At 71.0% G+C, this 9,365-nt stretch carries 11 protein-coding genes; 8 read left to right on the forward strand and 3 right to left on the reverse strand.

Features of this window, described 5'->3' with window-relative positions:
* The 5 genes from P409_RS17225 to P409_RS17245 all read left to right on the forward strand — a co-directional run.
* On the forward strand, window positions 1–982 hold a 982-nt coding region (locus tag P409_RS17225; RefSeq protein WP_034840029.1), incomplete at its 5' end, for a P1 family peptidase.
* A 262-nt stretch (window positions 983–1,244) separates the two neighbouring features.
* Window positions 1,245–2,717: an ABC transporter substrate-binding protein gene (locus P409_RS17230; protein WP_238578710.1), complete on the forward strand. Its 1,473-nt coding sequence runs from the start codon at window positions 1,245–1,247 to the stop codon at window positions 2,715–2,717.
* Between the two features lie 220 nt (window positions 2,718–2,937).
* Window positions 2,938–3,885: an ABC transporter permease gene (locus P409_RS17235; RefSeq protein WP_034840036.1), complete on the forward strand. Its 948-nt coding sequence runs from the start codon at window positions 2,938–2,940 to the stop codon at window positions 3,883–3,885.
* A 5-nt stretch (window positions 3,886–3,890) separates the two neighbouring features.
* Window positions 3,891–4,721 (forward strand): ABC transporter permease, encoded by an 831-nt coding sequence (locus P409_RS17240; RefSeq protein WP_052120822.1) that lies wholly within the window; start codon window positions 3,891–3,893, stop codon window positions 4,719–4,721.
* 96 nt (window positions 4,722–4,817) lie between these two features.
* A complete protein-coding gene (locus P409_RS17245) occupies window positions 4,818–5,435 on the forward strand; it encodes a glutathione S-transferase family protein (RefSeq protein WP_034840044.1) in 618 nt (205 codons plus the stop codon).
* Here P409_RS17245 and P409_RS17250 read toward each other — a convergent pair.
* On the reverse strand, window positions 5,432–6,592 hold the full coding sequence (locus tag P409_RS17250; protein WP_034840048.1) for a M24 family metallopeptidase: 1,161 nt from the start codon (window positions 6,590–6,592) through the stop codon (window positions 5,432–5,434). The genes P409_RS17245 and P409_RS17250 overlap by 4 nt on opposite strands.
* Before the next feature lie 7 nt (window positions 6,593–6,599).
* Window positions 6,600–7,091 carry a xanthine phosphoribosyltransferase gene (gene gpt, locus P409_RS17255; RefSeq protein ID WP_034840051.1) on the reverse strand — a complete coding sequence of 164 codons (492 nt, stop codon included), beginning with the start codon at window positions 7,089–7,091 and terminating at the stop codon, window positions 6,600–6,602.
* A gap of 149 nt (window positions 7,092–7,240) precedes the next feature.
* Here gpt and P409_RS17260 point away from each other — a divergent pair, with 149 nt between their 5' ends.
* Window positions 7,241–7,498, forward strand: a complete 258-nt coding sequence (locus tag P409_RS17260; protein WP_034840056.1) for a hypothetical protein — start codon at window positions 7,241–7,243, stop codon at window positions 7,496–7,498.
* A 158-nt stretch (window positions 7,499–7,656) separates the two neighbouring features.
* On the opposite strand, the gene P409_RS17265 is transcribed toward P409_RS17260, so the two are convergent.
* Window positions 7,657–8,286 (reverse strand): FecR family protein, encoded by a 630-nt coding sequence (locus P409_RS17265; protein WP_034840061.1) that lies wholly within the window; start codon window positions 8,284–8,286, stop codon window positions 7,657–7,659.
* Window positions 8,287–8,422: 136 nt separating this feature from the next.
* On the opposite strand from P409_RS17265, the gene P409_RS17270 reads away from it, so the two are divergent.
* Together P409_RS17270 and P409_RS17275 are read left to right on the forward strand one after the other, a co-directional pair.
* Window positions 8,423–9,136, forward strand: a complete 714-nt coding sequence (locus P409_RS17270; RefSeq protein WP_052120818.1) for a Crp/Fnr family transcriptional regulator — start codon at window positions 8,423–8,425, stop codon at window positions 9,134–9,136.
* A 4-nt stretch (window positions 9,137–9,140) separates the two neighbouring features.
* The coding region (locus P409_RS17275; protein WP_034840064.1) for a CHASE2 domain-containing protein at window positions 9,141–9,365 on the forward strand (225 nt) is incomplete at its 3' end.

Consider the following 9,365-nt stretch of genomic DNA (forward strand, 5'->3'; position numbering starts at 1 on the left):
CGCCGGCCTGACGGTCGGCCAGGCCGAGGACATGGCGGCGCGCACCGGCGTGACCGTGCTGCTGCCGGAGACTGCGCTGCACCGCCGCGGTCGATGTCCGCGGCGGCGTCCCGGCACCCGCGACACCGACGCGCTGGACCCGACCTGCCTGGTCGAGGCGGTGGACGCGCTGGTGCTCTCCGGCGGCTCCGTCCACGGGCTGGAGGCCGCGTCGGGCGTGGTCGCCTGGCTGGCGGCGCGCGACCGCGGCCATCCGGTCGGCTCCGTCCGGGTGCCGATCGTGCCGGCCGCCATCCTGTTCGACCTGACCAATGGCGGCGACAAGGGCTGGGGCGGCACCCCGCCCTATCGCGCCCTGGCACTGGCCGCCTGCGACGCTGCGGGCACCGAGGTGCGCCAGGGCAATGCCGGGGCCGGCACCGGCGCCAAGACCGCGACCTGCAAGGGCGGCCTCGGCACCGCCTCGGCCTTCGATCCGGAGACCGGCGTCACGGTCGGCGCGCTGGTCGCCGCCAACCCGGTCGGCGCCGTGACCATGCCGGACGGCACCTTCTGGGCCTGGCCGTGGGAGCAGGACAGCGAGTTCGGCGGTCCGCACCGCCCGACCGGGCCGGCGGCGCCGGAGCCGGTGCTGTACCGTCACCCGGCTTCGGCCCAGCCGGAGCCCGGCGGCAACACCACGATCGGCATCGTCGCGGTCGATGCCGCCTTGACGAAGGCCGAGGCGCAGCGGCTGGCGATCATGGCGCAGGACGGGCTGGCCCGCGCCATCCGCCCAGTGCACACGCCGATGGATGGCGACACGATCTTCGCCCTGGCCACCGGCGCGGTGCCGCTGCCGGAGACACGGGCCCTGGCGCTGGCCCGGATCGGCGCCATCGCGGCGGACTGCGTCGCCCGCGCCATCGCCCGCGGCGTCTGGCATGCCGAAACCCTGGGGCCGCACCAGGGCTGGCGGGAGAAATACGGCGCCGTCAGGTGAGATCGGCCCATACTTTTCTGTCATTGCCGGGCTTGACCCGGCAATCCAGATGGTCTCGACACTCTCTGGATGCCCGGGTCAAGCCCGGCAATGACAAAGAAGAGAGGATTTGCCCTTCATCCGACGACCCGAAAGCACCAAGGCAAGCCTTGAACCCGCCCCGGCGGGGCTGCCATCATCCGCGGCGAACGCGAAGCGCCGGGATTCGCGCCGGCCGGCAACGGCACGGCCGAACAGGGAGACGACGATGGGGATGAGGGGCATGCTCGCCGCCGCCGTTCTGGCGGTCGGGCTGATCGCGACGCCGGCGCTGGCCGCCAAGGACCAGGCCGTGATCGGCATGGTGCTGGAGCCGCCGAACCTGGACCCGACCGGCGGCGCCGCCGCGGCCATCGCCGAGGTGGTCTACGCCAACCTGTTCGAGGGGCTGACCCGGATCGACGAGGCCGGCCAGGTGCAGCCGGGCCTGGCCACCGAATGGACCGTCTCCGACGACGGGCTGACCTACACCTTCACCCTGCGCCGCGGCACCACTTTCCATGACGGCACCAAATTCGACAGCGAGGCGGTGAAATTCTCGCTGGACCGCGCCCGGGCGGCGGATTCGACCAACCCGCAGAAGGCCTTCTTCGAGCCGATCAAGTCGGTCGACACCCCGGCGGCGGACCAGGTGGTGATCACACTGTCGCATCCGGACGGGCTGTTCCTGTTCCATCTGGGCCAGGCGGCGGCGCTGATCGTGGCGCCGAACACCGCCGCCGACAACGGCACCCACCCGATCGGCACCGGTCCGTTCAAATTCGTCGAATGGGTGCCGGGCGACCATGTCACACTGGAGCGCACCGACGCCTATGCCGGCGACAAGCCGAAGCTGAACCGGCTGGTCTTCCGCTTCGTCGCCGACCCGGCGGCGGCCTCGGCCGCGGTGATGTCGGGCGACATCGACGCCTTCCCGAACATGCCGGCGCCCGAGACGCTGGACCAGTTCAAGGCCGATCCGCGCTTCGCGGTCGAGATCGGCACCACCGCCGGCGAGACAGTGATGGCGGTGAACCAGCGCCGCAAGCCGTTCGACGACGTCAAGGTGCGCCGGGCCCTGGCCATGGCGATCGACCGGCAGGCGCTGATCGACGGCGCCATGTTCGGCTACGGCATCCCGATCGGCAGCCATTTCGCGCCCTACGACCCGGCCTACAAGGACCTGACCGGCGCCTATCCCTACGACCCGGTGAAGGCCAAGGCCCTCTTGGCCGAGGCCGGCTATCCCGACGGCTTCAAGGCGACCTTGAAGCTGCCGCCGCCCGGCTATGCCCGCCGCGGCGGCGAGATCATCCAGGCGCAGCTGGCCGAGATCGGCGTCCAGGTCGAGCTGGTGCCGGTGGAGTGGGCGCAGTGGCTGGAGCAGGTGTTCAAGGGCTTCGACTACGACATGACGATCGTCTCGCACACCGAGGCGCTGGACATCGACATCTACGCCCGCGGCAAGGACAAGTACTATTTCGGCTACGACAACCCGGCCTTCGACCAGGTGATCCAGCAGCTGAACGGCACGGTCGACCCGGAGCAGAGGAAAGCCCTGTACCAGCAGGCGCAGCAGATCCTGTCGGATGACGAGGCCGCGGTGTTCCTGTTCCAGCTGGCCAAGACCGGCGTGCGCAACGCCAAGCTGCTGGGCATGTGGAAGAACAGCCCGATCGCCGCCAACGACATGACCAAGGCCTATTGGGCGGAATGACCGGCCGCCAGCGCAAATCGAGTCCCCCCTCCCCTTGCGGGAGGGGGGCAGGGGAGGGGGTTTGCGCCGCCGAAGCCGCCCTTCTCACGCAGACTGGAAGCAGCGACAGACCATCGACATCGGCACTCTTCGATCGACAACCCCCTCCCCTACCCCCTCCCGCAAGGGGAGGGGGGACTAAGAAAAACTCTCGGCTTCTCTCCCCAGCCTGGAGCGCCGGATGATCGGCTTCCTGGCGCGGCGGGTGCTGACGCTGCTGTTCACGCTGTTCGCGGCCTCGGTCGTGGTGTTCACGGTGCTGGAGGTGCTGCCCGGCGACCCGGCGCTGCTGATGCTGGGCACCGAGGCGCGCGAGGACACTCTGGCCGCCCTGCGCAGCCAGATGGGCCTCGATAAGCCGGCGCCGGTCCGCTACCTCGAATGGGCCGGCGGCGCGCTGACCGGCGATTTCGGCACCAGCTACACCTACAAGATGCCGGTGGCGACGCTGGTCGGCGACCGGCTGGCGGTGACGGCGCCGCTGGCGCTGCTGGCCCTGCTGCTGTCGACCGCCCTGGCGATCCCGCTCGGCATGCTGGCGGCGGTGAAGCACAACCGGGTCGGCGACTGGGGGGTGATGGGGTTCAGCCAGCTCGGCCTCGCCGTACCCAGCTTCTGGGTCGGCATCATGCTGATCTGGGCCTTCGCGCTGCAGCTGCGCTGGTTCGGCGCCGGCGGCTTCCCCGGCTGGTCCGCCGGCTGGGGCCAGGCGCTGTACGCGCTGATCCTGCCGGCCGTGGCCCTGGCGCTGACCGAGGCGGCGATCCTGGCCCGCATCGTCCGCTCCGCGATGCTGGAGACGATGCGCGAGGACTATGTCCGCACCGCCCGCGCCAAGGGCCTGTCGAAGGGCCAGGTGCTGCGCCGCCACGTGCTGCGCAACGCGCTGATCCCGGTCGCGACCATCGTCGGCATGCAGTTCGGCTTCCTGATGGCCGGCGCGGTGGTGGTGGAGAATGTCTTCACCCTGCCCGGGCTGGGCCGGCTGGCCTTCCAGGCCATCGCCCAGCGCGACCTGATCGTGGTCAAGGACGTGGTGGTGCTGCTGGCCGCCATCGTCGTGACGGTGAACTTCCTGGTCGACGTCGTCTATGCCGTGATCGACCCGCGGCCGAAGCAGGCGGGGTGACGCCGATGCTGCGCCTCCTCGCCCATCGCGGCTTCGTCCTCGGCCTCGCGCTGTGCGCCGTCTTCATCGGCATGGCGCTGCTCAGCCTCCTCTGGACGCCCTACGCGCCGAACGCCATCGCCATCCCGCAGAAGCTGCAGACGCCGAGCCTGCTGCACTGGCTGGGCACCGACCAGTTGGGACGCGACACGCTGTCCCGCATCATGGTCGGCGCCCGCACCTCGGTCGCGGTCGGGGTGGTGGCGGTCGCCATCGGCCTCGTCCTCGGCGTGCCGCTAGGCCTGTGGGCGGCGGCCCGGCGCGGCTGGACCGACGAGGTGCTGGGCCGCGCCGTCGACCTGACCTTCGCCTTCCCCGCCGTGCTCAGCGCCATCCTGATCACCGCCCTGCTGGGCCCCGGCGCGGTCAATGCCATCCTGGCGATCGGCATCTTCAACATCGCCGTCTTCGCCCGGGTGTCGCGCGGCGCCGCCCTGGTGGTCTATGGCCGCGACTTCGTCCGCGCCGCCCAGTCGCTGGGCCGGTCGCGGCTGGACATCGCGCTGCGCCACGTGCTGCCGAACATGGCCAACGCCCTGATCGTGCAGGCCACCATCCAGTTCGCCATCGCCATCCTGGCCGAGGCGGCCTTGGGCTATCTCGGCCTCGGCACCCAGCCGCCGCAGGCCAGCTGGGGCAAGATGCTGCTGGATGCCCAGACGCTGCTGGCCCAGGCGCCGCTGCAGGCGGTGTTCCCCGGCGTGGCCATCGCCGTGGCGGTGCTGGGGCTGAACCTGATCGGCGACGGCCTGCGCGACCTGCTGGACCCGCGGATGAAGGTCGGCCGGATCGGCTGACGCAAAAATCTTGCATTGATACGCGATCATCGCGCGCACCTCGCGCCGGCGGGCGGATAGGGTCACGGCAACTCCACTCCGCGTCGGGACCTCCCCATGAAGCTGCTCTACCAGACCCATTCCCCCTATGCCCGCAAGGTGCTGGTGATGGCGCATGAGGCCGGCCTCGCCGGGCGGATCGAGGTGATCCACCACGAGACCAGCCCGACTCGGCGCAACGACGCCGTATTCGCCGCCAATCCGCTGGGCAAGGTGCCGGTGCTGATCTGCGCCGACGGGCTGGCGCTGTTCGACAGCGTCGCCATCTGCGACCACCTGGACGGGCTGCATGACGGGCCGAAGCTGATCCCGCCCGCCGGCCGGGCGCGGGCCCTGACCCTGCGGCTGCAGGCCCTGGCCCAGGGCCTGGCCGATGCCGGCATCGCCCTGCGCTGGGAGACCGAGCGCCGGCCGGAGGCGCTGCGCTATCCGGCCCTGGCCGAGGGCCAGGCGGCGAAGCTGCAGGCGGGCTACGATTTCGTCGAGCGCGAGGCCGATCTCGACGGCCCGGTCGAGCTGGGCCAGATCGCCCTGGCCACGGCGCTGAGCTGGCTGGAGTTCCGCGGCCTGCCGGCCTTCCGCCCCGGCCGGCCGCGCCTGTCCGCCTGGTTCGACGCCTTCAGCCGCCGCCCCTCGATGCTGGCGACGCCGCTGTCAGGCGAGACCCACGACTAGGCGACGACGAGCTCGGTCGGCGCCAGGGTCAGCGGTTCGCAGCCGGTGTCGGTGACCAGCACGGTCTGGCCCGAGGTCATGGCCAGGCCACGGTCGCTGTCGTAGAGGATGATGTGGATGAAGAACACCATCCCGGGCGCCGCCAGCGTCGGGTTGCCGTGGAAGAACATCGACAGGCTTGGCGAGTCCATCCAGTTCGGTGCGAAGGTGGTGCCCAGTGAATAGCCGCAGGCGTTCAGCCGGGCGTGGCGCAGCCCGGCGGCGTCGGCCACCCTGGCATGGGCGTCGAACACGTCGCCGATCGGGTGGCCCGGCTTCAGCGCCGCCTTCGCCGCCTCCAGCGCCTCGACCGCCGCCCGGTGCATCGCCCCGTGCTCCGGCGAGGCCTTGCCGACCAGCAGCGTGCGCATCAGGCAGGCATGGTAGTGGCGGTAGGTGCCGGCGAATTCCAGCGTCAGCTGGTCCTCGGCCGACAGGTGCCGGCGGCCGGTGAAGTAGCGGCACATCAGGGCGCCGGGGCCGGAGCCGATGATGAACTCATTGGCCGGGTCGTCGCCGCCGCCGCGCCAGACCGCGCCCTGCATTGCCGCCAGGATGTCGCCCTCGAAGGCGCCGGGCCTGGTGAGCTTCACCGCCTCGTCATAGGCGGCGTCGGCCAGCTTCGCCGCCTCGCGGACATAGACCAGCTCGGCCGGGCTCTTGATCAGCCGGAAGCGGGAGACGAGGTCGGAGGCGTCCTCGTTGGTCGCGTAGCTGTCGAGCTTGGCCTTGAGGCGGAAGCCCAGCGACGCCGTGAGGCCATAGGCGTCCCATTCGACGCCGATGCGGCCGCCGCGGGCGTCATACTCGTCCAGGATCTTCAGCAGGTCGTCCGCCGGCTCCGACCCCGCCCGATCGACCCAGACCCGGACATCCTCGATCACCGAGGTGAAATAGGCCTGCCGCTCGTCGGCGGAGCGGGTCAGCAGCGTCATCCGGCCGTCGACGCCGAGCCAGAGGCACTGGAAATAGACATAGCCGAAGGTGTCGTAGCCGGTCAGCCAGTACAGCGACTCCTGGCGGAACACCAGCAGGCCGTCGAGGCCGCGGGCGGCGATCTCGGCACAGACGCGGCGGCGGCGGTCCGCCAGCTCCGACGCCTCGAAATGGATCGGCATGGCGGCCTCAGCGCTTCTGGCGGATCTCGGCGATCGGCTCGGCGTAGCGGTACTCGATGTCCCAGGGGAAGAAGATCCAGGTGTCCTGGCTGACCTCGGTGATGAAGGTGTCGACCAGCGGCCGCCCGGCCGGCTTGGCGTAGACCGTGGCAAAATGCGCCTTCGGCAGCAGGTCGCGCACCACCCGGGCGGTGCGGCCGGTGTCGACCAGGTCGTCGACGATCAGCCAGCCCTCGCCGTCGCCTTCCACCGGCGGCTTCAGGATCTTGGATTCCCGGATATCCTGGTGGTCGTAGGTCGAGACGCAGACCGTGTCGATCAGCCGGACGTCGAGCTCGCGCGCCAGGATCGCCGCCGGCACCAGCCCGCCGCGGGTGATGGCGACGATGCCCTTCCACGGCCCCAGCTCCGCCAGACGCCAAGCCAGGGCACGGGCGTTGCGGTGCAGCTCCTCCCAGGACACCGGGAAATCCTTCCGGAACGACGCGTGCTCGGCCATCTACGGTTCTCCAAGACCCCGTGGGGAATGGGCGTGTCATAGCGCAACCGGACCGGCTCCGGAAGGGTGTGCCGGCCTTGATCTCGCCATGCTTGGCCGCGATTCTTCCCGCTGCAGCCCCGACGCTGCGCCGCAGATCAGAGACCGGAATGCGCCGCCTCGCCTTGACCGCCGCCCTCCTCGCCCTCGCCGCCGGGCCTGCCCTGGCCGCGGAATCCTGCGACGTGAACGCCGAATCCGCGGCCGTGGTCGCCGCCTGGGGCTCGAAGGTGCGCGACGGGTCGCTGCCCGAGGACAAGCTGTCCGAGATCTCGAAGAAGATCCAGTCGCTGCCCTCGATCAGCGCCCAGGACCCGAACAAGGCCTGCGCCGTGCTGGCCGAGATCAAGCGCGACCTCGGGCTGTAAGGCTACAGTCGTCCCGTTCTCGGCCCCACCCACTGTCATTGCCGGGCTTGACCCGGCAATCCAGGGGCCACCTGGAGCGGCATCGACATTCCTGGATGCCCGGGTCACGCCCGGGCATGACAGCTAAGGGGGCTGTATCCCTCTAGCGTCCATCTCTTTTACCGGACCTCCACCATCGCCAGCGCGCGCCGGACCTTCTCGGCCGGCCAGCGCTTGACCTCGCCCGGCGGCTCCTTGCGGCTGGTGACCGCCGTGCCCTCGCCGGGCCCGAGCGTGACCGAGCCGGCATCGGTCGACACTTCGACCGAGCCTTCGATCACCAGCACGCCGAAGGCGCCGTCGATCGGCCCGGCGAAGAAGCTGGTGCCGCGCACCCCGAGCGTGGCCACCCCGGTCTCGATCGACAGGCTGTGCCCAGGCACCTTCTCGACCCCGCCGCCGACGAATTTGAAGGCGCCCTGCAGCCGGCGCAGCGCCAGCGTCGCGCCGCCATCGGCCCCGCCATAGGCGAAGCGGTCGACCAGCAGGCGCGCCGCAGGCCCCAGCGACAGCTCGGTGCCGTCGTCGAGCTTGACCTGCAGCCGCGACTGCGGGCCGGTCCACAGCGTGTCGTCGAGGAACACCGGCGAGGCCGGGTCGAGCAGCCGGTCCTGGCCCTGGTAGTAGGCGCCGGCCGCCGGCTCCAGCCGGTCGACCTGGCCGATCTGCGGGCGGTCCTGCGCCGGGGCCGCGGCCGGCAGCAGCAGGCAGGCGAGGACGAACCCGGCGGTGCGTGAAAGACGTGTCATCGCGATCTCCCTTCGGAGAGATGATGGTTCGGCGCGGGGCCGTCCGGTGTTACCCAGGTCATGTCGCGGCGCAACCGGGCCTTCCCGTGGCGGGAGACAGCCCTTATCTTAGCGTAGTCCAGGCAGGAGAGTGTCAGTGGCCAGCGTTCCCCTGGCGGAGAAGCGTCGCCTTCTGTCCGAGACCCCATTCTTCACCGCCTTCTCCCCGGCCCAGCGCGATGCCCTGGCCGCCCGGCTGGTCGAGCGCAGCCACGAGGATGGCGACACCATCTTCCTGCGCGGCGACGAGAGCACGAGCCTGATGATCGTCGTCTCCGGCCGCGTCGCGCTGCGCCTCACATCGCCGCAGGGGCGCGAAATCCTGCTGGCCATCCTCGAGCCGGGCGAGATCTTCGGCGAGATGTCCCTCCTGGACGGCCGCGGCCGCAGCGCCGACGCGGTCGCCTTCGGCCCCTGCCGCCTGCTGATCCTGGAGCGCCGCGACATGCTGCCGGTGCTGCTGGACTCGCCCGACGCCTGCATCCGGCTGCTGGAGCTGCTGTCGAACCGGCTGCGGCGCACCAGCGACCAGCTGGAGGGCGTCGCGCTGATGGCGTTGCCGTCGCGGCTGGCGCGGCTGCTGCTGACCCTGTCCGAGGCCCACGGCTCCCGCGGCAAGAATGGCGAGATGCTGCTGCCGCTGGACCTGTCGCAGCGCGACCTGGGCCAGCTGATCGGGGCCAGCCGCGAGAAGGTCAACCTGCAGCTCGGCCGCTGGTCAGCCGACGGGCTGCTGCGCCGGGAAGACGGGGCGATGGTGATCTGCGACACCGACGCGCTGGCCGACATCGCCGACGCCGGAGCGCCCTGACCCGATGCGCCGGCTGTGGCGCCGCCTCGCCCTGGCGCTGCCGGGGCTGCTGGTCCTGGCCGGGCTGACGGCGCTGCGCCTGGCGGATCCGGCGCCGGTCGCGGCCCTGCGTCTGCAGGGATTCGACCTGTTCCAGAGGCTGGCGCCGCGAGTCTACGACCCCGAGGCGCCGGTGCGTGTGGTCGCGATCGACGACGACTCGCTGCGCCGCCTGGGGCAATGGCCGTGG

The sequence above is a fragment of the Inquilinus limosus MP06 genome, assembly GCF_000767795.1.
In the GTDB taxonomy this organism is placed as follows: Bacteria; Pseudomonadota; Alphaproteobacteria; order DSM-16000; family Inquilinaceae; genus Inquilinus; species Inquilinus limosus_E.

Coding starts and splice junctions, on each gene's coding strand:
- P409_RS17245 (WP_034840044.1), top strand. CDS start 4,818: ATGAAGCTGCTCTACCAGACCCATTCCCCCTATGCCCGCAAGGTGCTG.
- P409_RS17240 (WP_052120822.1), top strand. CDS start 3,891: ATGCTGCGCCTCCTCGCCCATCGCGGCTTCGTCCTCGGCCTCGCGCTG.
- P409_RS17250 (WP_034840048.1), bottom strand. CDS start 6,592: ATGCCGATCCATTTCGAGGCGTCGGAGCTGGCGGACCGCCGCCGCCGC.
- gpt (WP_034840051.1), bottom strand. CDS start 7,091: ATGGCCGAGCACGCGTCGTTCCGGAAGGATTTCCCGGTGTCCTGGGAG.
- P409_RS17235 (WP_034840036.1), top strand. CDS start 2,938: ATGATCGGCTTCCTGGCGCGGCGGGTGCTGACGCTGCTGTTCACGCTG.
- P409_RS17260 (WP_034840056.1), top strand. CDS start 7,241: ATGCGCCGCCTCGCCTTGACCGCCGCCCTCCTCGCCCTCGCCGCCGGG.
- P409_RS17265 (WP_034840061.1), bottom strand. CDS start 8,286: ATGACACGTCTTTCACGCACCGCCGGGTTCGTCCTCGCCTGCCTGCTG.
- P409_RS17230 (WP_238578710.1), top strand. CDS start 1,245: ATGCTCGCCGCCGCCGTTCTGGCGGTCGGGCTGATCGCGACGCCGGCG.